Here is a 20,806-nt window from a genome sequence, read left to right on the forward strand (position 1 = left end):
CCCCGTGGGCAGCGGGATGGAAGGCGTCGCCTCCAAAGGGGCGGTGCGACCCGACACAGCCGGGAGGGGCCCACGGGACGTACCCGTGAACCCCTCCCGGTGTGGCGGATTCAGCTGTGCCGCGCGCGGTCAGTGGTGACCGTGGCTGCTCTCGATCTCGCGGTACTCCTCCTGCGTGGGCTTGGGAATCTGCCCGGACTCGCCGTAGTAGCCCTTCGACAGGTGCGACCGCAGCTTCTGACCACGGCCGACCTTGCGCCGCACACCGTTCTCGTCGGTGGCCGCGCCCACCTCGACCGGCTGGTACTGGTCGTGCGCCGTCAGCGTGTGCAGCTGCTCCTGGGACAGCGGCTCGTGGACCTCCACGAACTCACCGTGCGGCAACCGCTTGATCGTGCCGGTCTCCCGCCCGTGCAGCACCTTCTCCCGGTCCTTGCGCTGCAGACCCATACACACCCGCCGCGTGATCACGAACACCACGACTGGCGCGACGAAGAATGCCACCCGCACGAACCACGTGATCGCGTTGATCGACAGGTTGAAGTGCGTCGCCCACAGGTCGTTGCCACCACCGACCAGCAGCACGAAGTACCACGTGATCCACGCCGCACCGAAGCCCGTACGCGTCGGCGCGTTCCGCGGCCGGTCCGCGATGTGGTGCTCCCGCTTGTCCTTGGTCACCCACGACTCGATGAACGGGTAGAGGGCGATCGCGACCAGCACCAGCGGGAAGATGACCAGCGGGATGAACACGCCCAGGACCAGCGTGTGACCCCACAGGTTGATCTCCCAGCCAGGCATCACCCGGATCAGGCCCTCGGAGAAGCCCATGTACCAGTCGGGTTGCGCGTTGGTGGACACCTGGTCGGGCCGGTAGGGGCCCAGCGCCCAGATCGGGTTGATCGTGAACAGCGCCGAGATGGCCGCGATCACGCCGAAGACCAGGAAGAAGAAGCCACCCGCCTTGGCCATGTACACCGGCAGCAGCGGCATACCGACCACGTTGGTGTTCTTCCGCCCGGCACCCGCGAACTGCGTGTGCTTGTGGTAGAAGACCAGAATCAGGTGCGCCACCAGCAGACCGAGCATGATGCCCGGCAACAGCAGAATGTGGATCGAGTAGAACCGCCCGACGAAGTCGTCCCCCGGGAACTCCCCACCGAACAGGAACATCGACAGGTACGTGCCCACGATCGGCACCGACAGGATCGCGCCTTCCATGAAGCGCACGCCCGTACCCGACAGCAGGTCATCCGGCAGCGAGTAACCCGTGAACCCGGTGAACATGCCCAGCACGAACAGCAGGAACCCGAAGATCCAGTTGACCTCGCGCGGCTTGCGGAACGCCCCCGTGAAGAAGACCCGCATCATGTGCACGAACATCGCCGCGAGGAAGATCAGCGCACCCCAGTGGTGGATCTGCCGCACCAGCAGACCACCGCGCACGTCGAAGCTGATGTCCAGCGTCGAGGCGTACGCCTCCGACATCTGGATACCGTGCATCGGCGTGTAGGCACCGTGGTACTCCACCTCGTTCATCGACGGGTGGAAGAACAGCGTCAGATACACACCCGTCAGGATGATGATGATGAAGCTGTAGAGCGCGACCTCACCCAGCATGAACGACCAGTGGTCCGGGAAGATCTTGCGCATGTTGGCCTTGGCGAGGCTGTAGATCCCCAGCCGCCCATCGGCCCAGTCGGCGACCCGCTCCCCCGCGGGTGCCTTTTTCTTGCCCTCGGCAGCGGCGCTGCCCCGGGCCTCGGTTGCAGTACTCATCCGCGCTCCCAGAAGGCCGGACCGACGGGCTCATCGAAGTCGCCCTGCGCTTCGAGGTAGCCGTCCTTGTTGACGCTGATGTTCAGCTGCGGCAGCGGGTGGCCGGCGGGCCCGAAGAGCACGCGCGCACCGTCGGCCAGATCGAACGTCGACTGGTGGCACGGGCACAGGACGTGGTGGGTCTGCTGCTCGTAGAGGCTGACGGGGCAGCCGACGTGCGTGCAGATCTTCGAGAACGCGACGATGCCCTCGTGCGACCAGTCCAGCTCGCGCTTGTCCTTGATGTCGCCCGGCTCGAGGCGGACGATCATCAGGGCGGCCTTGGCGATCTCGGTCTGGAAGTCCTCGTCGTGGTGCTCCAGGCCCTCGGGGCGGGCGAAGGTGAGCGAACCGACGGCGATGTCCTCGGGGCGCAGCGGCTCGTTCGTGTTCTCGTTGACGAGCAGCTTGCCCTTCTTCCAGGCCGTGTGCCGCAGCTTGTCCTCGGGCAGCGGGCCCAGGTCGCGCAGCAGGACGACGCCGGAGAGCGGCACCAGGGCGACCGCGCCGAACATCGTGTTGCGGATCAGCTTGCGGCGGCCGAGCGCGGACTCCTTGGCACCCTGTTTGAAGTCCGAGATGACCTTCTCGCGGACCTCGGGCTCCGCCGCGATGGCGTGCCGCTCGTCGACCATCTCCTCATCCGACATCAGCGTGCGGGCCCAGTGGACCGCGCCCGCGCCGATGCAGAAGAGGGCCACGCCGAGCGTCAGGCCCAGCGCGAGGTTGAGCGCGCTGATGTGGCCGAGCGGCCAGACATAGATGATCTTGTCGATCGGGAAGGCCACGAAGGAGGCGATGAAGCCGATCGTGGCCAGCATCGAGAGCGTGAAGATGAAGGCGACGGTGCGCTCGGAGCGCTTGGCCGCCTGCTCGTCGATGTCCTGGATGCGGTGCTCATGGGGCGGCAGCCCCGGGTCGGCGAACGGGTCGTCCTTGCGGGCTACCTCGCCGTGTGCCGGTCCCTGCTCTTTCGGCAGGTTCTCGTCTGACACGTTCTCGTCTGGTCCAGTCTCGCTACTCATGACTTCTTGGCCTTTGCAGTCCGAGCGGCGACCCAGGTGGCGACGGCCACCATCGCGCCGAGGCCGAAGATCCAGGCGAACAAGCCCTCGCTCACGGGGCCGAAGCCGCCGAGCTTGAACCCACCGGGGCTCTCGGACTTGTCGCTGTTGACCTGCTTCACGTAGGCGACGATGTCCCGCTTGTCCTTCTCGGGAAGCGCGCCGTCGGTGAAGGACGGCATGTTCTGCGGCCCGGTCTGCATGGCCTCGTAGATGTGCTTGGGGTCGACATCCTCGAGGTCGGGCGCGAACTTGCCGTGGGTGAGGGCGCCGCCCTCACCGGTGAAGTTGTGGCACTGCGAGCAGTTGGTGCGGAAGAGTTCGCCACCGTTGGCGACATCGGCACCAGCCGGGTCGTACGCCTTCTTGTTGGGCTGGCTCGGGCCCGAGCCCAGCGAGGCGACATACGCGGCGAGCTGGTTGATCTCGTCCTGGCTGTAGATCGTCTTCTTCTTGGGCACCTGAGCGCCGGGCTGCTGAGCCGGCATGCGCCCCGTGCCGACCTGGAAGTCCACCGCCGCGGCCCCGACACCGACCAGGCTGGGACCGTCGCTGGTCCCCTGGCCGCCGGTTCCGTGGCAGCTGGAGCACCCGGTGGCGTAGAGCTTCTTGCCCTCCTCGATGGCGAGGGACTTACTCGACTCCTGCTTCTCGGCCTTGGCCTCACCCGCGGGAGCGAACGCGGTGTACAGCCCCCCGGTGGCCGCCAGCGCGAAGAGTAGAACGACAAGCGCCGCCAGCGGATGGCGCCGTCGTGCGGAGAGCTTTTTCACGGATTACCCCGGTGTCAGGATCTTCTCGTCGATGCGGTGTCTGTCCGTACTGCGTCTGGTCCGTTATGGCCGTGGTCCGCCTGGGCGGTACGGCGCGCGGCGTCGCCGCGCCCGCACGGTCACCGGATCAGGTAGATCGTGGCGAAGAGGCCGATCCAGACGACATCGACGAAGTGCCAGTAGTAGGACACGACGATGGCGGCCGTGGCCTGGTGGTGTGTGAACCGCCTGGCCGCGTATGTGCGTCCCAGGACGAACAGGAAGGCGATGAGGCCGCCCGTCACGTGCATCCCGTGGAAGCCGGTAGTCAGGTAGAACACCGATCCGTACGGACTCGAGGAGAGCGAGGTGCCCTCCTTGACCAGCTCCGTGTATTCGAAGACCTGGCCGCCGATAAAGATCGCACCCATGACGAAGGTGACGATGAACCACGCGCGGAGCTTCTTGACGTCACCCCGCTCGGCGGCGAAGACGCCGAGCTGACAGGTGAGTGAGGAGAGCACCAGGATCGTGGTGTTCGTCGCCGAGAACGGAAGGTTCAGCTCTGAGGCGTGTTCCTTCCAGTAGTCGGCGCCGGTCACCGATCGGAGGGTGAAGTACATCGCGAAGAGGGCCGCGAAGAACATCAGCTCGGAACTCAGCCAAATGATCGTTCCGACGCTGGTGAGGTTCGGCCGGTTGACCGACGGGTGCGCGTGCCCGGTTTCTACTGCTGTTGCTGTCGCCACGACCGACATTATGTCGGTCGCTTATCCCGGCCTCACTTCGGGGGTCCCGTTCGGGGTGTCGGCGCGGCTCGCGCCCGCCGTGCCCAGCGGTGACGAAGGCCCGTGCGCCCCGCGAGGACCGGTATCCGCGTGCGCCGACCGGTGTTGACGGTGCGTCGGAGGGAGTAGCATCCGAGCCCAGCGGTTCACCCGATAAGGACGAACACGGACGCGGAGGAACGATGCAGCCGACCGCCACGGTGCTGGTCTACAGCGACGACGCCACCACCCGCGAGCAGGTGCGGCTCGCTGGGGGCCGCAGGCCGGCCTCCGACGTGCCGGAGGTCCGCTACGTGGAGTGCGCCACGCTGCCCGCCGTCCTGGAGGCGCTGGAGGAGCGCCACGTGGACGTGTGCGTGCTGGACGGGGAGACGGCCCCCGCGGGCGGCATGGGCGTGTGCCGCCAGATCAAGGACGAGATCTACGACTGCCCGCCCGTGCTGCTGCTGATCGGGCGGCCGCAGGACGCCTGGCTGGCGACCTGGAGCAGGGCCGAGGCCACCGTCTCGCATCCGGTGGATCCGGTTGCGCTGGCCGAGTCGCTGGCCGGTCTGCTGCGCGAGCAGGCGGCCGAGGGCAGCCTCGCCCGCGCCTGAGACCTCACCCCACCGCCGCGCCCGCCCGTCCCCCGTTCGGGGGGAGGGGCGGGCGCGGCGTCGTCCGGCGGCGGATGTGGGGTTTCACACCTGCGGGCGCAGCCGGGCGGCGTCCGCGGGGCCGCTGCCGACGTGCTTGTCGCTGTTGACGGCGCTGCCGGCGCGCCACTTCTTCCAGTCCATGTTCCAGTCCCCGAAGCCGTTGCCGAAGGGGGCCATGGTCTCGCCCGAGGTGTTGACGTGCTGGACGATGTCGCCCTCGTTGACGAGGTCGAAGAACCACTTGGCGTTCGAGCTGCTCATGCCCGTGCAGCCGTGGCTGGTGTTGGAGACGCCCTGGGACCCCACCGACCAGGGGGCCCCGTGCACGTACTCGCCGCTGTTGGTCAGCCGTGTGGCCCAGTGGACGCCGAGGTCGTAGAAGTCGCCGGCGCCGATGCTGGCGCTGGTCATCCGCACGTACGGCTCCTTGGTGAGGATCACCTTGATGCCGTTGCGGGTCTCGTAGCCCGATTTTCCGGTGGTGATGGGCACCGAACGGATGGTTTTGCCGTTCTTCTTGACCGTCATCTCCAGCGAGGAGGCGTCCGCGACCGCGACTATTCGGTCCCCGGTCTTCATCCGGACGGGTTTCGACTTACCGCCGTAGAGCCCCTCACGCACCTTCAGCCCTTTGAGTGAGGAGCGCAGCGTGATGCTGGCGTGCGCGGGCCAGTAGGAGCGCGGCCGGTAGTGGAGCTCCTTGCTGTTCACCCAGTGCCATGAGCCCTCCACGTGGGGCTTGGAGTCCACTCTGAGGGCCCGCTCGACCATCTCGCGCTGCGCGGGCTTCTTGACGGGGTGGCTGAGCTCGGCCGTGAGGGGCATGCCGACGCCGTAGGTGCCGTTGGAAGGGCCGAGCTTGACGTCGAGGTGCTTGGCCTCGGCGGCCTTGGTCCCGAAGCGCAGGGAGCGCCGTCCCGGGGCGCCGTCCTGGTTCTCCGTGCTGACCTGGAGGGTGTAGCGGGCGCCGGCGGCCAGCGGGCCGGTGCTGTGCCAGCTCTTCCCGTCGGCGGACAGTTCGCCGGGCACCACGCGCCCCGAGGCGTCGGTGGCGAAGACGTCGGTGAGGGTGTCGCCGTGCTCGGCGGTGACCTTCAGCGGCTTGTCGGGGTCGACGTCGGTGCTGTCGGCCGCGGCGCTGACGGACACGGCGTCGGTGGCGTCGTAGGGGGCCGAGGCGAGCGAGCCGTCGCTGCTGTCCCCGGTGCCGCAGGCGGCGAGCCCGACGGTCAGGGGCGCCAGCAGCAGGGCGCAGCTGCGCACCATGCGGCGCTTGTGCTTGCGGGTCAGGGTTCTGGGGGCGAGCGCCCCTCGGGATATCGCGGTGTGCGGCCTGTGACTCATAGGCCCAAAATATGAATAATCGTCACTTCGGGCGCGCGGAGTGCGTACAAACGGGTCGGCCCCCCGGCGTGTCGGGGGGCCGATCCTTGTTCTTCGTCTGTCGCCGTGCTGGGCGGCCGCGCTACCTACTGGGTGCGGTTCTGCCCGTGGTAGTACTCGAACACCCAGCCGAACAGGCCGATCAGCAGCAGCGGTGCCGAGAAGTACACCAGCCACCAGCCGACGGCCACGCCCAGGAAGGCGAAGGCTCCGCCGAGGCCGAGCGCGAGCGGCTGCCAGCTCCACGGGGAGAAGAAGCCCAGCTCACCGGCGTCATCCGCGACATCGGCGTCCTGCCGGTCCTGCGCCCCGGTGTCCACCCGGCGCGCGGTGAACGCCAGGTAGTAACCGATCATGATCGACAGGCCGAAGGCCAGGAAGAGGCCGACCGTGCCGACCGGCTCCTTCGACCAGACGCCGTAGGTGATGGCGACCGCCAGCAGGAAGACCGACAGCCACAGGAACATCTTGCCCTGGATCTTCACTTCCCGGCCTCCTTGCTGCCGGCGAGCGCCTTCTCGTCCCGGTCCACGTTCTCCAGCTCATCGAGCGCGGCGATCTCCGGGTGGTGCAGGTCGAACGCCGGGGCCTCGGAGCGGATGCGCGGCAGGGTGAGGAAGTTGTGCCGCGGGGGCGGGCAGCTGGTCGCCCATTCGAGCGAACGGCCGTAGCCCCACGGGTCGTCGACCTCGATCTTCTTGCCGTACTTGTGCGTCTTCCACACGTTGTAGAAGAACGGCAGCATCGACATGCCCAGCAGGAACGAGCTGATCGTGGAGATGGTGTTCAGCGCGGTGAAGCCGTCGGCCGCCAGGTAGTCGGCGTACCGGCGCGGCATGCCCTCGGCGCCCAGCCAGTGCTGCACGAGGAAGGTGCCGTGGAAGCCGACGAACAGCGTCCAGAACGTGATCTTGCCGAGCCGCTCGTCCAGCATCTTGCCGGTGAACTTGGGCCACCAGAAGTGGAAGCCGGCGAACATCGCGAAGACCACGGTGCCGAAGACGACGTAGTGGAAGTGCGCGACGACGAAGTACGAGTCCGAGACGTGGAAGTCCATCGGCGGCGAGGCGAGGATGACGCCGGTGAGGCCGCCGAAGAGGAAGGTGATCAGGAAGCCGATCGTCCACAGCATCGGTGTCTCGAAGGACAGTGAGCCCTTCCACATCGTGCCGACCCAGTTGAAGAACTTCACGCCCGTTGGTACGGCGATCAGGAACGTCATGAACGAGAAGAACGGCAACAACACGCCGCCCGTGACGTACATGTGGTGGGCCCAGACCGTCACGGACAGGCCCGCGATGGCGATGGTGGCGCCGATCAGGCCGACGTAGCCGAACATGGGCTTGCGGCTGAAGACCGGGATGACCTCGGAGACGATGCCGAAGAACGGCAGCGCGATGATGTACACCTCGGGATGGCCGAAGAACCAGAACAGGTGTTGCCACAACAAGGCTCCGCCGTTGGCCGCGTCGAAGACGTGCGCCCCGAATTTGCGGTCCGCCTCCAGGGCGAACAGCGCGGCGGCCAGCACCGGGAAGGCGAGCAGCACCAGCACACCGGTGAGCAGCACGTTCCAGGTGAAGATCGGCATGCGGAACATCGTCATGCCGGGTGCGCGCATGCAGATGATCGTGGTGATGAAGTTGACCGAGCCGAGGATCGTACCGAAGCCGGACAGCGCCAGGCCCATGATCCACATGTCGGCGCCGACGCCCGGCGAGCGGACCGCGTCCGAGAGCGGCGAGTAGGCGAACCACCCGAAGTCGGCGGCACCCTGCGGGGTGAGGAAACCGCCCACGGCGATGAGCGAGCCGAAGAGGTAGAGCCAGTAGGCGAACATGTTCAGCCGCGGGAAGGCCACATCGGGCGAGCCGATCTGGAGCGGCATGATCCAGTTCGCGAAGCCGCTGAACAGCGGGGTGGCGAACATCAGCAGCATGACGGTGCCATGCATGGTGAACGCCTGGTTGAACTGCTCGTTCGACATGATCTGCGTGCCCGGACGGGCGAGTTCGGCACGCATGAACAGCGCCATGACGCCGCCGATGATGAAGAAGACGAACGACGTGATCAGGTAGAGGCTGCCGATCGTCTTGTGGTCCGTGGTCGTCAGCCACGAGACCACGACGTTGCCGGGTCGCTTACGGCGTGTCGGCGATGCCGCCTCGGCCGTCGCGGCGGCGGCACCCTGGGGTTCGTTGAGGATGCTCACGGGTTATTCGTCTCCGCATTCTTGGCGCCGCCCGTGGTGGCGGTGCCCGCCGGGATGTAGCCGGTCTGGCCCTTCTTCGCCAGGTCCTCCAGGTGCTTCTGGTAGCGCTCCGGGGAGACGATCTTCACGTTGAAGAGCATCCGGGAGTGGTCGACGCCGCACAGCTCGGCGCACTTGCCCCGGTAGGTGCCCTCCTTGCTGGGGGTCACCTCGAAGCGGTTGACATGGCCCGGGATGACGTCCTGCTTCATCAGGAACGGCAGCACCCAGAAGTCGTGGATGACGTCGCGGGAGGTCAGGATGAACTGGACCTTCTCACCCTTGGGCAGCCACAGAGTCGGACCCGGGTTGCCGTTCTGCGGATTCCGCTCGCCCGGCGTGCCCGCCTCGTACACACCCTCGGCGCCCTTGGGGAAGCCCTTGGTCATCCGGTCCGGGATGGCGCTGAGCTCCTTGTGGAGGCTGTCCTTGGTGTTGACGTCGGTCTTCGGATCGCCGTCCACGTCCTCGACGTAGTTGAAGCCCCAGCTCCACTGGTACCCCACGACGTTGACGACGTGGGTGGGCTTCTTCGAGGTCGCCATGAGCTTGGTCTCATCCCGGGCGGTGAAGTAGAACAGCACCGCGACGATGATGATGGGGACCACGGTGTACAGCGCCTCGATGGGCATGTTGTACCGGGTCTGGGCGGGGATTTCGACCTTGGTCCTGGAGCGCCTGTGGAAGATGACGCTCCAGATGATCAGACCCCACACCAGCACGCCCACGGCGAGCGCGGCCGCCCAGGAGCCCTGCCACAGGGAGAGGACGCGCGGCGCCTCGTCCGTGACGGGAGTGGGCATTCCGAGGCGGGGGAAATCCTTTGACGTGCAACCGGTCGCGGTCGCCAGGACCAGGCCAGCGGCCAGCGCCTGCGGTAGCGTCCGCCGCATCGGGCGCCGCGATGTGGGGGTACCACCCGCGGCCGTCCTGCGGCCGTGGGGGAGGTCGGAGCCGTTGGGACTCACGTAGCGCCTTCCCGAGAGTCTCGCCCGCGTCGCGGTCGGGCGCGGCCCTCTTACGTGGTCGGGCGCCGGCCCAGCGCGGGCAGGGTTTGGATGTTTATGCGGACCAAACCCTAGCCGACGCCATTTGGGGTCGCGCGGGGAGGGGGCGTAACGCGCCGCTCACCCCCCCGATGGGGTGGGAGAGCGCCTGAGCGCGCCGGAACTGACGCACCGACGCCTGCGGGGTCAAAGGCCGCGCGGTGCGGCGGAAGGCGCCCCACGATCCGCCGCGACAGGCGGAACGGCGCCCGGTGCCGGGGGCCGTTCGCTCGCCGCCCGGGCTCCCCGGGGCCTCGGCGGTAGCGTACGCGGGTGTCCTATTTCGATGCCGCTTCCTCGCTCCCGCTCCACCCCGTCGCGCGGCAGGCGCTGCTGGCGTCGCTGGACGAGGGCTGGGCCGATCCCGCGCGGCTGCACCGTGAGGGGCGCCGGGCCCGGATGCTGCTGGACGCGGCGCGGCAGAGCGCCGCCGAGGCCGTCGGATGCCGTCCCGACGAGCTCCACTTCACCCCTTCGGGTACGCACGCGCTGCACGCGGGGATCGCGGGCGCGCTCACCGGGCGGCGGCGGACGGGCCGGCGGCTGGTCGTCTCCGCGGTCGAACACTCCGCCGTCCTCCATGCGGCCGAGGCACACGAGAGAGACGGGGGCACCGTCCACCGCGTCGATGTCGACCGCACGGGCCGGGTCGACGTACAGGAGTGGGGAGAGGCGCTCGGTGCGGACTGCGCGCTGGCCTGCCTCCAGTCCGCCAACCACGAGGTGGGGACCGTCCAGCCGGTGGCCGAGGCGGCCTCTCTGTGTGCGCGGACGGGGGTTCCGCTGCTGGTGGACGCCGCGCAGTCACTGCCCTGGGAACCGGTGCCGGGCGACTGGTCGCTGCTGACGGGGAGCGCGCACAAGTGGGGCGGGCCTCCCGGCGTCGGTCTGCTGGTCGTTCGCAAGGGTGTGCGGTTCGCGCCGGCCGGTCCTGCCGACGAGCGCGAAGCCGGCCGCGCGCCCGGCTTCGAGAACATTCCCGCCGTCGTCGCCGCCGCCGCCTCACTGCGCGCCGTACGCGCCGAAGCGGACGCCGAGGCCGCCAGGCTGCGGGCGCTCGTGGACCGGATCAGGGCGCGCGTGCCCGCACTGGTGCCCGACACGGAGATGGTCGGCGATCCGCTGCGGCGGCTGCCGCACCTGGTGACCTTCTCCTGCCTGTACGTGGACGGCGAGGCGCTGCTGCACGCGCTCGACACCGCCGGGTTCTCCGTCTCCTCCGGCTCCTCCTGCACCTCCGGCACCCTGACTCCGAGCCACGTCCTGCGGGCCATGGGCGTGCTGTCCGAGGGCAACGTGCGCATCTCGCTGCCCGCGGGGACGGGGGATGAGGAGGTCGAACGGTTCCTCGACGCACTGCCCGGCGTCGTGGAGGGCGTACGGGCTCAGGTGGAGGCTCCGCCCGCCGCTGCCGCCACTGCCGCCACGTCCGTCGCGGAGACCGCTGACGAGGTCACCGTCGACGCGCGGGGCAAGCTCTGCCCGGTCCCCGTGATCGAGCTCGCGAAGGCCATCGGCGAGGTGCCCGCGGGCGGCGTCGTGCGGGTGCTCGCCGACGACGAGGCCGCGCGGCTCGACATCCCGGCCTGGTGCGAGATGACGGGCCACACGTTCGAGGGGGCCGCGGGGGTCGTTTTCCGGGTGCGGCGGGCCGGGGGCTGACGCGAGCGGCATGCGCCCTTGCCGCTCTTCCGGACTCCTCCCCCAGCCTTCGGCCGGGCGGTGCCCCCGGACCCCCGGTCCTCAAATGCCGGACGGGCTGATTTCAGCCCGTCCGGCGTTTGAGGTCGAGCGGAGCGACGCAGCGGGATGCGGGGCACTCCCCGAGAAAGGGTCAGCTCAGGTGGGCTTCCACCTCGGTGGCGGCGTCGTGGCCGTAGGCCTTGGTGAACCGCTCCATGAAGTGGACGCGCCGCAGCTCGTACTCCTGGGTGCCGACCGTCTCGACGACGAGCGTGGCCAGCATGCAGCCGACCTGCGCCGCGCGCTCCAGCCCCACGCCCCAGCTCAGCCCGGACAGGAAGCCCGCGCGGAAGGCGTCGCCGACGCCCGTGGGGTCGGCCTTCGTACGCTCCTCGGCGACGCCGACGACGATGGGCTCCTCGCCCGCACGGTCGATGCGCGCGCCGCGCTTGCCGAGCGTGGTGACGCGCGTGCCGACCTTCTGGAGGACCTCCTCGTCGCTCCATCCGGTCTTGGTCTCGATGAGTTCCTTCTCGTACTCGTTCGAGAACAGGTAGGTGGCGCCCTCGGTCAGCTGCCTGATGCCCTCGCCGTCCATGCGGGCGATCTGCTGGGAGTAGTCGGCGGCGAAGGGGATGCCGCGGGTACGGCACTCCTCGGTGTGGCGGATCATGCCCTCGGGGTCGTCGGCCCCGATGAGGACGAGGTCGAGGCGGCCCGCACGGTCGGCGACGTGCTGGAGCTCGATGTGCCGGGCCTCGCTCATGGCACCGGTGTAGAACGAGCCGATCTGGTTATTGTCCGCGTCCGTGGTGCAGACGAAGCGTGCCGTGTGCGCGACCTCGGAGATGCGGACGGAGTCGGTGTCCACGCCGTGGCGTTCGAGCCAGACGCGGTACTCGTCGAAGTCCTCCCCCGCCGCGCCGACAAGGACTGGGCGGGCCCCCAGCTGGCCCATGCCGAACGCGATGTTGGCACCGACACCGCCGCGGCGGATCTCCAGGCGGTCGACGAGGAAGGAGAGCGAGACCGTGTGCAACTGGTCGGCGACCAGTTGGTCGGAGAAGCGCCCCGGGAAGGTCATCAGGTGGTCGTTTGCGATGGAGCCGCAGACTGCGATACGCACGACGAATTCTGCTCCTGAGAGACATCGGGTACCCCCGTACGCCCAGCGCACGAGGGAAAGGCGCCAGTAACGCTACCCGCTGGGGTCGCCGAGTCGAACAGGACACAATCACCTCATAGCACGGCTTTCCCGGCAGACCGCCGAAGCGATGGCGCTCCCGGCACCGCCGCGAGCGCCCCGCCGCCGGCCGCGCGGCGCCGTCGGACAGGCGCGATCATCGGCAGTGCGGCACGGCGGTGGAACCGTCCACTCATCCATCCCGTCCCACTCATGTCCCCCGCATGAGGGGACCGCCTGGCAGGACGCTCAAGAACGCGGAGCCAAAGGAGTTTTCGGTGAGTACAGACCAGTCCCCCCAGAAAGAGGACCGGCCGGCACCCCGGAGCAGGCGACGGCAGCTGGCGGTCGTCTCCGTGGCAGCCGCTGTCCTGGTGGCCGGCGGCGGCGGCGCGTACTGGGCCTCCACCGCCTCTTCCGACAACGCGGACGGCTCGGACAGCGCCGCGCCCGCCGGGAGCCCCCCGAAACTGGCGCTGGACGGCACCGCCGCCTCCGCGCACGACGACGAGGGCATCGCCCCCGGCGAGCCGATGGGCCCGCGCGGCTACCGCGCCGAGGGCGAGCTGCCCGGCGGCCCCGACTCCGCCGCCGTCCGCCGGACGGGCCACGAGGTGCACAGGGACCAGGTGGCGAAGCTGGCCGAGGCGCTGGAGATCAAGGGCGGCGTCAAGGCCGAAGACGGCCGCTGGCGGGCGGGCGGAGACCAGCAGGGCAAGGGCCCCAGGCTGACCGTCGACCGCGGCGAGGACGGCGGCGCCTGGACGTACCAGAACGGCGACACCGTGCCGCTGGACGCCGACGCCTCCCCCGAAGCCGACCCCGCGCCCGACGGGAAGCCGCTCTCGCCGAAGGAGGCCGAGGAGGCCGTGAAGCCGGCGCTGCGCGCCCTCGGGCTCCAGGACTCCGGACTCAAGGCCGGCTCGTCCGTCGGCGGCACCCGCACGGTGACCGCCTCCCCGAAGGTGGACGGCCTGCCGACGCACGGCTGGGACAGCACCTTCGTGGTGGACGACGACGGCGCCGTCACCCGCGCCCAGGGCAGCTGGAAGGCGACCCGCAAGGGCGAGACCTACCCCGTCATGAGCGCCACCGCGACGCTCGACCAGCTGAACAAGGCGAGCCAGTCGCGGGGCGGCCACGGCGCCGGGGCCGGGAAGAAGGACGAGCCGACCGCCGTGGGGGACGCCACCTTCGGCCTGTCGCTGGAGCGCTCGCACGGCGAGCCGCTACTCGTCCCGGCGTGGATCTACGAGGTGAAGCGGCCCGGCGGCGGCGACATGGAGGTCACCCACCCGGCGCTGGACCCCAAGTACCTCAAGCCGGCCAAGACCTCGGGGCACCAGCCCTCGCAGCCGGGCAAGGACCCCTCGAAGCCGGGCGAGGCACCCTCGAAGCCGGGCAGGGAAGAGGGCAAGGGCGACGTCGGCACGGGCGCGGGCAAGGGGCCGGCGCAGGCGGTGGAGTCGTACTCGGCCGACGGGCGCACCCTGAAGCTGCGCTTCTGGGGCGGGGTGTGCGACACCTACAAGGCGACGGCCGACGAGTCCGCGTCCTCGGTGAAGGTCAAGATCGACGCGAAGCCGAAGAAGAAGGACCAGGTCTGCGTGAAGATCGCCAAGCGGCAGACGGTCGAGGTGGAGCTCGACAAGAAGCTGGGCGACCGCAAGGTCCTCGACGCGCGGGACGGCGAGAAGCTGCCCCGCAAGGAGTGAGCGGCGGCTGCCGCCCGTGAACCGACAAGGGCGGCGGACTCCTGGTGGGGGGAGTCCGCCGCCCTTGTCATGCCCGGTGCGGCCGCACGAGCGATACGGCCGACGGGATCAGTTGAAGGAGTCGCCGCAGGCGCAGGAGCCCGTGGCGTTCGGGTTGTCGATGGTGAAGCCCTGCTTCTCGATGGTGTCGACGAAGTCGATGGAGGCGCCGCCGAGGTAGGGGGCGCTCATCCGGTCGGTGACGACCTTGACGCCGTCGAAGTCCTTGACCACGTCGCCGTCGAGCGAGCGCTCGTCGAAGAAGAGCTGGTACCGCAGGCCCGAGCAGCCACCCGGCTGGACGGCGACGCGCAACGCCAGATCGTCGCGGCCCTCCTGCTCCAGCAGGCTCTTGACCTTCGCGGCGGCGGCGTCGGACAGGATGATGCCCTCGCTTACAGCGGTCTCGTCCGAAACGGACATCTGCTTCTCTCCCGGGTTGTACGGACTGCTCTCTTACCGTCGGCTCAACCGACGGCATCCCGGATTCATTCCAGGAGTGGTCACTTCATGCTCGCACACCGCCGAAGCGATCGGGAATGCGTCACATCGACGCGATCGGCATCGTCAAAGTGACGTGAAGCGGCTATGATAGATAACGTCACATAGACGAGAAGCCTGTCCGTCCCGGCTTCCCCGTGGCACCCAACGACGCTCGACAACAGAAAGGGCAGGTCCTGTGAGTGCCGCCCAGCCGCTGGACGTACAGCCGACCCCGCTCGCGCTGCTGCTGCTCGGCCGCGAGGCCGACCCGACGAGCGAGCGCGGAGTCGAGTGCCCCGGCGACCTCCCCGCCCCGTCGGACCCCGGCCTCGTCGCACGCGCCCGCGCCGCCAAGGAGAAGCTCGGCGACCGCGTCTTCGTCCTCGGCCACCACTACCAGCGCGACGAGGTCATCGCGTTCGCCGACGTGACCGGCGACTCCTTCAAGCTCGCCAGGGAAGCGGCGGCCCGCCCCGAGGCCGAGTACATCGTCTTCTGCGGCGTGCACTTCATGGCCGAGTCCGCCGACATCCTCACCCACGCCGCCCAGCAGGTCGTCCTGCCCGACCTGGCCGCGGGCTGCTCCATGGCCGACATGGCCGGGGCCGAACAGGTCGCCGAGTGCTGGGACGTACTGACCGACGCCGGCGTCGCCGAGACGACCGTGCCCGTCTCCTACATGAACTCCTCCGCCGACATCAAAGCCTTCACCGGCGCACACGGCGGCACCATCTGCACCTCCTCCAACGCCAAGCGCGCCCTGGAGTGGGCCCTGGAGAAGGGCGAGAAGGTCCTCTTCCTCCCCGACCAGCACCTGGGCCGCAACACCGCCGTCCGCGACCTGGGCCTGTCCCTCGACGACTGCGTCGTCTACAACCCGCACAAGCCAGGCGGCGGTCTGACCCCCGAACAGCTCCGCGCCGCCACGATGATCCTGTGGCGCGGCCACTGCTCCGTACACGGCCGCTTCTCGCTCGACTCCGTCAACGAGGTCCGCGCGCGCATACCCGGCGTCAACGTCCTGGTCCACCCCGAGTGCAAGCACGAGGTCGTCGCCGCGGCCGACCAGGTGGGCTCAACCGAGCACATCATCCGGGCCCTTCAGGACGCGCCCCCCGGCTCCAAGTGGGCCATCGGTACGGAGCTCAACCTCGTCCGCCGGCTGGCCCACCGCTTCGCCGCCGAGTCCGAGGGCGGCAAGGAGATCGTCTTCCTCGACCGCACCGTCTGCTTCTGCTCCACCATGAACCGCATCGACCTCCCCCACCTCGTCTGGGCCCTCGAATCGCTGGCCGGCGGCACCGTCGTCAACCGCATCGAGGTCGACACCGAGACCCAGAAGTACGCCCAACTCGCCCTGGAGCGGATGCTCGCCCTGCCGTAATCTGCGGCGAATGCTGCTGCGACCGGTCAGGGACACCGAAGAGGACGCCGAAACCGTACGGAGACTCGCCGAAGCGGCCTTCGGGGAGTCGCACGCGCTCAAGGGCGAGGCGCCCGGCGGGCCGGTCCCCGCCGCGCGCGCGGCCCGCAGCCGCGAGAAGATCCGGCACCTGACCCGGCACGACCCCGCAGGCAGCTGGATCGCCGAGGACGGCAGCGGGCAGGCCGTCGGCGCCGCCCAGTCCTCCCTCCGCGAAGGCACCTGGGGGCTCGGCCTCCTCGTCGTCGCGCCCGGCGCCCAGGGAAAGGGCGTCGGGCGCGCCCTGCTCCAGCGCACGCTGGAGTACGGGCGCGGCTGCCTGCGCGGCATCATCTGCTGCTCGCGGCACCCGGCCGCCGCACGCGTGTACCGGCAGGCCGGGTTCGCGCTGCACCCGACCATCCGGATGCGCGGCATCGTCGACCGCGACCGGCTCGGCCCCGTCGACGGCCCCGCGGTCGAGGGCACCCCGCGCGACCAGGACCTCCTCGACTCCGTCGACCGCCGCCTGCGGGGCGGCGCCCACGGCCCCGACCACGCCTACCTGATGCGCCACAACCGGCTCGTCGTCGCGGACGATCTCGCCGGAAGCGGCTACTGCTACATCGGCGCGGACGGCAAGGTCGCCCTGCTGGCAGCGACGTCACGCCGGCTGGCATCCCGCGTCCTGCGCGCCGCCCTCCTCGGCGGCGAGGAGGGCGGGGTGGTGGAGGTGCACGATGTCACCGCGGAGCAGCAGTGGGCTGTCGACGTGGGCCTTGCGGCGGGGTTGGAGCTTCACTCCGAGGGCTTCGTCTGCTTCCGGGGCATGCGGCCCCCCACCCCCTACATCCCTTCCGGGGCCTTCCTCTAGGCCCCAGCACCTGGGGCGGGCCCCCAGACCTCCCCCTCTTCCTGTGGGGCCAGCCCACCCCCGAAGGGCTGCTCTCTCCCTGAGGGGCTCCGCCCCCAGACCCCCGGCCCCTCGCCGGGGAGGCTTTGGGGCGGCTCCTCCCCCAGACTCCGTCCGGGGGGACCCCCACCCCAAAGGCCCCCCGCTACGGGGGCTCCGCCCCCTAGGAACCCCCGCCAAGGGGCTCCGCCCCCTGGACCCCCACGCCAGAGAGCACCACAGAACCTCAGTGCTGGGCCGACTCACGCAAGAGAGGGACCGACGCTCCTCCAGGGGGCTCCTAGGGGGGACGGAGTCCCCCGTAGCGGGGGGCCGTTGGGGGGCGGAGCCGCCCCAACGCCCGGCCGGCGAGGCCACGGGGGTATGGGGGCGGAGCCCCCACCACGGCCGAGGGCACCTCAGAGCAAGAAGGGGAAGACCATGGGGGGCCAGGGGCGCAGCCCCGAGGAGGGGGGCCGGGGCCCGGCGTGACCCCCCACGGGTCACCCGGGCCCCAGCCGCTCAAGAGGAGGCGGAGCTCTCCGCCATCTCGCGCTCCCGCACATCGACGGAGCCCCCATCCACCGGCGCGCCACCGCGCCGCTTCGCGGCGCGCCGCTCCTTACGGAGCTCGACCATGGCGTACAGCGTGGGCACCAACAGCAGCGTCAGCAGCGTGGAGGTGATCAGCCCGCCGATCACGACGACCGCCAGCGGCTGTGAGATGAACCCGCCGTCGCCGGTGACGGCGAGTGCCATCGGTGTCAGCGCGCAGATGGTGGCCAGTGCCGTCATGAGGATGGGCCGCAGCCGGTGCCTACCGCCCTCGATGACGGCGTCGATGACGCCGTACCCCTGCCGCCGGTACTGGTTGATCAGGTCGATCAGCACGATGGCGTTGGTGACGACGATTCCGATGAGCATCAGCATGCCGATCATGGCGGGGACGCCCATGGGGGTGCCGGTCGCCACGAGCAGCCCCAGCGCACCTGTGGCGGCGAAGGGGATGGAGACCAGCAGGATCAGCGGCTGGATCAGCGACCTGAAGGTCGCCACCAGGAGCAGGAAGACGACCGCGATGGCCGCCAGCATGGCGAGGCCGAGCGAGGCGAAGGCCTCGTCCTGGTCCTGGGAGAGGCCGCCGATCTCGGCGGTGGCGCCCTCGGGCAGGTCGAGGGCATCGATCTCGGTCTGCAGCGCGGTGCTGACCGCTCCGGTGTTGTCCCCCGTCGGCTTGGCCGTGATCGTCGCGGCGCGGGCGCCGTCGATGCGGGTCATCTGGACGGGTCCGTCGACGGTCGCGACGTCGGCGACCTCGCCGAGCGTCGCCTTGCCGACCGGCAGCTTCTTCAGTTCGGCGACGGTCTCGGCGGGCCGCGGCGAGCGCACGACGACGTCGCGCTCGGTGTCGTCGAGCACCGCGGTGCCGGACTTGGTGCCGCTGACGGCCTGCGCGACGGCCTGGCCGAGGGCGGCGTCCGAGAGACCGTACGCGGCCGCCTCGGGCTTGGCCCGGACGGAGACGCGGGGCACGGACTGGGAGAGGTCGGACTGGACGTCGGTGACGTCGTCGAGCTTGGCGACCTTGGCCCGCACCTGTTCGGAGGCCTTCTTGAGGACGTCCTGGTCGCCGGCCTTGACGACGACGCTGAGGTCCTGGCCGCCGAAGCTGTCGCCGGCGCTGACGGTGGTGTCGCCGATGCCGGAGCCGAGCTTGTCGAGTCCGTCGTTGACGGCGTTCTCGACCGCGGAGCTGTCGGCGGACTCCTCCAGTTTGATCTGGTAGGAGGCCTGGTTGGCGTCGGTGCCGCCGCCGAAGGCCGCCATGAGGCCCGCGGAGCCGACGGTGACCTGGTAGTCCTCGATGCCGTCGACGCCGGAGAGCATCTTCTCGACCTTCTTGGCCTGCTCGTCGGCGGCGCCGAGGCTGCTGCCCGGCGGGAGTTCCTGCTTGATGGCCAGCTGCTGGGCGTCGCCCTGGTCGAAGAAGTTGGTCTTGAGCAGCGGCGCCATGCCGAAGGTGGCGACGAGCACGACGACCGCGATCAGCAGGCTGGTGAGGCGGCGGCGGGTGGCGAAGCGGAGGATGGGCACGTACAGCTTCTGCAGCGGGCTGCCGGCCTCTTTCTCCTCGGACCTGCGGCGCTGTTCGGCGGGGTCGAGCCCGCGCAGGGACTTGGGCGCGCGCAGGAACCAGTAGGAGAGCACCGGCACCACCGTCAGGGACACCAGCAGCGAGGCGAGCAGCGCGACGGTGATGGTGAGGGAGAAGCCGCCGAAGAGGGCGCCGACCATGCCGCCGACGAACGCCATCGGCAGGAAGACGGCGACGGTCGTCAGTGTGGAGGAGGTGATCGCGCCTGAGACCTCCTTGACGGCGTCGAGGATGGCGGTGGTGCGCTCCTTGCCGTAGGCCAGGTGTCGCTTGATGTTCTCCAGGACGACGATGGAGTCGTCCACCACCCGGCCGATGGCGATGGTCAGGGCGCCCAGCGTGAGCATGTTGAGCGACAGGTCCTGGGTCCACAGCACGATCAGCGTCAGCACGACGGACAGCGGGATGGAGACCGCGGTGACCAGGGTGGAGCGCAGCGACAGCAGGAAGAGCAGGATGACGACGACGGCGAAGATCAGGCCGAGCAGGCCCTCGGTGGTCAGCGAGCTGATCGAGTCGGAGACCTGGGGGCCCTGGTCGGCGACGACGGTCAGCTCGGCGTCCTTGCCGAGGTCGGCGCGGAGCTGGGGCAGTTCGTCCTTGACGGCGTCGGAGATGTCCACGGCGCTGCCGTCGTTGTCCATGGTGACGGCGACGGAGAGGCTGCGCTCGCCGTTGGTGCGGGTCAGCGAGGTGGCCTTCTCGGGGCGCTCCTCGACGGTGGCGACATCGCCGAGAGTGACGGGTTTCCCGGCTCCGCCCTTGCCGGGGATGGCCAGCTCCTCGATCTCCTTGAGGGAGGTGAAGCCGTCGCCGACCTGGACGGTTTTGCTCTCGCCGCCCTCGTCGAAGGATCCGGCGGGCACCGAGGCGCCGCCCGCCTCCAGCGCCTTGGACAGGTCGGCGGGGGTCAGCTTGGCCGCGGCCAGCTTCTTGGCGTCGGGTGTGACGGCGACCTGGAGGTCCTGCACGCCGTCGACGGTGACCTGGCTGACGCCGTCGATGTCCTTCAGGACGGGCACCACCGAGGTATCCAGCGCGTCGGCGAGCGCCTGCTGGTCCTTGTTCTTCGCGGAGGCGGCGAGCACGACCGTGGGAATGTCGTCGGTGCCGCCGGAGACGACCTGCGGGTCCACCCCGTCGGGCAGTTCGGCGCGGGCCCGGTTGACGGCCTGCTGGACGTCGGCGATGGTCTGCTCGGAGCCGTCGCCGTAGTCGAACTGGGCCATGACGACGGCGGAGCCCTCGCTGGCGGTGGAGTTGACGCCGGTGACGCCGTCGACGCCCTGGATGTTCTCCTCCAGGGGCTCGACGACCTGCTTCTCGACCACGTCGGGAGAAGCGCCCTGGTACGGCGCGATGACCGAGACCATGGGCAGGTCGATGGAGGGCAGCAGCTGCTGTTTGAGCTGCGGGACGGCGATGGCGCCGAAGACGACGGCGACGAGCGCCATCAGACCTATCAGCCCACGCTGAACGAGGCTGAGGCGGGACAGCCAGGACATGGTTGCCGG

At 69.6% G+C, this 20,806-nt stretch carries 16 protein-coding genes; 5 read left to right on the forward strand and 11 right to left on the reverse strand.

The window, feature by feature from the left end; all coding sequences use genetic code 11:
• Positions 1 to 129 precede the first annotated feature (129 nt).
• The 4 genes from qcrB to ctaE all read right to left on the reverse strand — a co-directional run bounded on the left by qcrB (position 130) and on the right by ctaE (position 4,392).
• Positions 130 to 1,779 (reverse strand): cytochrome bc1 complex cytochrome b subunit, encoded by a 1,650-nt coding sequence (qcrB, locus tag MMF93_RS08880; RefSeq protein ID WP_242750652.1) that lies wholly within the window; start codon positions 1,777 to 1,779, stop codon positions 130 to 132.
• Entirely contained in the window at positions 1,776 to 2,843 is a 1,068-nt protein-coding gene (qcrA, locus tag MMF93_RS08885) for a cytochrome bc1 complex Rieske iron-sulfur subunit (protein ID WP_242750653.1), read from the reverse strand. Before qcrA ends, qcrB begins: the two co-directional genes overlap by 4 nt.
• On the reverse strand, positions 2,840 to 3,655 hold the full coding sequence (gene qcrC / locus MMF93_RS08890; protein ID WP_242750654.1) for a cytochrome bc1 complex diheme cytochrome c subunit: 816 nt from the start codon (positions 3,653 to 3,655) through the stop codon (positions 2,840 to 2,842). The genes qcrA and qcrC overlap by 4 nt, the downstream gene beginning before the upstream one ends.
• A gap of 119 nt (positions 3,656 to 3,774) precedes the next feature.
• On the reverse strand, positions 3,775 to 4,392 hold the full coding sequence (gene ctaE / locus MMF93_RS08895) for an aa3-type cytochrome oxidase subunit III (protein ID WP_114017231.1): 618 nt from the start codon (positions 4,390 to 4,392) through the stop codon (positions 3,775 to 3,777).
• A gap of 212 nt (positions 4,393 to 4,604) precedes the next feature.
• Between ctaE and MMF93_RS08900 the strand changes: the two genes are divergently transcribed.
• Complete coding sequence (locus tag MMF93_RS08900) at positions 4,605 to 5,018, forward strand: DNA-binding transcriptional response regulator (RefSeq protein ID WP_114021088.1); 414 nt, start codon at positions 4,605 to 4,607, stop codon at positions 5,016 to 5,018.
• Positions 5,019 to 5,102: 84 nt separating this feature from the next.
• Here the strand turns inward: MMF93_RS08900 and MMF93_RS08905 are convergent, their stop codons facing one another.
• The 4 genes from MMF93_RS08905 to ctaC all read right to left on the reverse strand — a co-directional run bounded on the left by MMF93_RS08905 (position 5,103) and on the right by ctaC (position 9,662).
• Positions 5,103 to 6,404: a L,D-transpeptidase gene (locus MMF93_RS08905; RefSeq protein ID WP_242750655.1), complete on the reverse strand. Its 1,302-nt coding sequence runs from the start codon at positions 6,402 to 6,404 to the stop codon at positions 5,103 to 5,105.
• Between the two features lie 125 nt (positions 6,405 to 6,529).
• Positions 6,530 to 6,928: a cytochrome c oxidase subunit 4 gene (locus tag MMF93_RS08910; RefSeq protein ID WP_114021087.1), complete on the reverse strand. Its 399-nt coding sequence runs from the start codon at positions 6,926 to 6,928 to the stop codon at positions 6,530 to 6,532.
• Positions 6,925 to 8,655 (reverse strand): aa3-type cytochrome oxidase subunit I, encoded by a 1,731-nt coding sequence (gene ctaD, locus MMF93_RS08915; RefSeq protein WP_114017234.1) that lies wholly within the window; start codon positions 8,653 to 8,655, stop codon positions 6,925 to 6,927. Before ctaD ends, MMF93_RS08910 begins: the two co-directional genes overlap by 4 nt.
• Positions 8,652 to 9,662: an aa3-type cytochrome oxidase subunit II gene (ctaC, locus tag MMF93_RS08920; RefSeq protein WP_423835379.1), complete on the reverse strand. Its 1,011-nt coding sequence runs from the start codon at positions 9,660 to 9,662 to the stop codon at positions 8,652 to 8,654. Before ctaC ends, ctaD begins: the two co-directional genes overlap by 4 nt.
• 351 nt (positions 9,663 to 10,013) lie before the next feature.
• Between ctaC and MMF93_RS08925 the strand changes: the two genes are divergently transcribed.
• Positions 10,014 to 11,402 carry a cysteine desulfurase/sulfurtransferase TusA family protein gene (locus MMF93_RS08925; protein ID WP_242750656.1) on the forward strand — a complete coding sequence of 463 codons (1,389 nt, stop codon included), beginning with the start codon at positions 10,014 to 10,016 and terminating at the stop codon, positions 11,400 to 11,402.
• Positions 11,403 to 11,574: 172 nt separating this feature from the next.
• Here MMF93_RS08925 and MMF93_RS08930 read toward each other — a convergent pair whose 3' ends face one another.
• Positions 11,575 to 12,549 carry a carbohydrate kinase family protein gene (locus MMF93_RS08930; protein ID WP_242750657.1) on the reverse strand — a complete coding sequence of 325 codons (975 nt, stop codon included), beginning with the start codon at positions 12,547 to 12,549 and terminating at the stop codon, positions 11,575 to 11,577.
• A 335-nt stretch (positions 12,550 to 12,884) separates the two neighbouring features.
• Between MMF93_RS08930 and MMF93_RS08935 the strand changes: the two genes are divergently transcribed.
• On the forward strand, positions 12,885 to 14,321 hold the full coding sequence (locus MMF93_RS08935; RefSeq protein ID WP_242750658.1) for a hypothetical protein: 1,437 nt from the start codon (positions 12,885 to 12,887) through the stop codon (positions 14,319 to 14,321).
• Between the two features lie 108 nt (positions 14,322 to 14,429).
• On the opposite strand, the gene MMF93_RS08940 is transcribed toward MMF93_RS08935, so the two are convergent.
• Positions 14,430 to 14,783 carry a HesB/IscA family protein gene (locus MMF93_RS08940; protein ID WP_114017239.1) on the reverse strand — a complete coding sequence of 118 codons (354 nt, stop codon included), beginning with the start codon at positions 14,781 to 14,783 and terminating at the stop codon, positions 14,430 to 14,432.
• 256 nt (positions 14,784 to 15,039) lie between these two features.
• Between MMF93_RS08940 and nadA the strand changes: the two genes are divergently transcribed.
• On the forward strand, positions 15,040 to 16,227 hold the full coding sequence (gene nadA / locus MMF93_RS08945) for a quinolinate synthase NadA (protein WP_242750659.1): 1,188 nt from the start codon (positions 15,040 to 15,042) through the stop codon (positions 16,225 to 16,227).
• A 10-nt stretch (positions 16,228 to 16,237) separates the two neighbouring features.
• The gene (locus MMF93_RS08950; RefSeq protein ID WP_242750660.1) at positions 16,238 to 17,119 is read left to right on the forward strand and encodes a GNAT family N-acetyltransferase; all 882 of its coding nucleotides are present in this window, start codon (positions 16,238 to 16,240) and stop codon (positions 17,117 to 17,119) included.
• A gap of 540 nt (positions 17,120 to 17,659) precedes the next feature.
• On the opposite strand, the gene MMF93_RS08955 is transcribed toward MMF93_RS08950, so the two are convergent.
• A complete protein-coding gene (locus MMF93_RS08955; protein WP_242750661.1) occupies positions 17,660 to 20,797 on the reverse strand; it encodes an efflux RND transporter permease subunit in 3,138 nt (1,045 codons plus the stop codon).
• Between the last annotated feature and the right edge of the window lie 9 nt (positions 20,798 to 20,806).

The sequence above is a fragment of the Streptomyces tubbatahanensis genome, from assembly GCF_022699385.1.
GTDB classification, from domain to species: domain Bacteria; phylum Actinomycetota; class Actinomycetes; order Streptomycetales; family Streptomycetaceae; genus Streptomyces; species Streptomyces diacarni.